Here is a 314-nt window from a genome sequence, read left to right as displayed (position 1 = left end):
GTTTTCACTCTGACATCTAAGACCATATCTTTATCACTTAGATGTTCAGGATTGACTTCACTATTTAAGACAAAGAGTTCCTGACATTTAATACCCGTAATTCCTTCAATAATGACTTTAAGTAAATAATAACAGCGAGAATCATTGAGATCACTCAACATGAATTTAAAGACAAGATCATTTTTAAAATCCGTAATTCTATTTGGTTTGATTTTTGTTTCCATTGTTCCTCCCTCCATTATTTATATAGACAACAAAAATCATTTTTTCTTTTAAAAAATTAAAAAAACGAAATAATTTTCTTATTTCGTTAA

1 protein-coding gene is annotated in these 314 nt (G+C 27.1%); it reads right to left on the bottom strand.

The annotated features are described in order from the left end of the window. Positions 1-224, bottom strand: a 224-nt coding sequence (locus LJD32_RS15185) for a hypothetical protein (RefSeq protein WP_227392845.1), incomplete at its 3' end; no start/stop codon positions are given. Positions 225-314: the final 90 nt, after the last annotated feature.

The sequence above is a fragment of the Faecalibacillus sp. TM498 genome (assembly GCF_020589955.1).
Classification (GTDB): Bacteria; Bacillota_I; Bacilli_A; order Erysipelotrichales; family Coprobacillaceae; genus Faecalibacillus; species Faecalibacillus intestinalis.
This window is presented reverse-complemented; position numbering and strand designations above follow the sequence as displayed.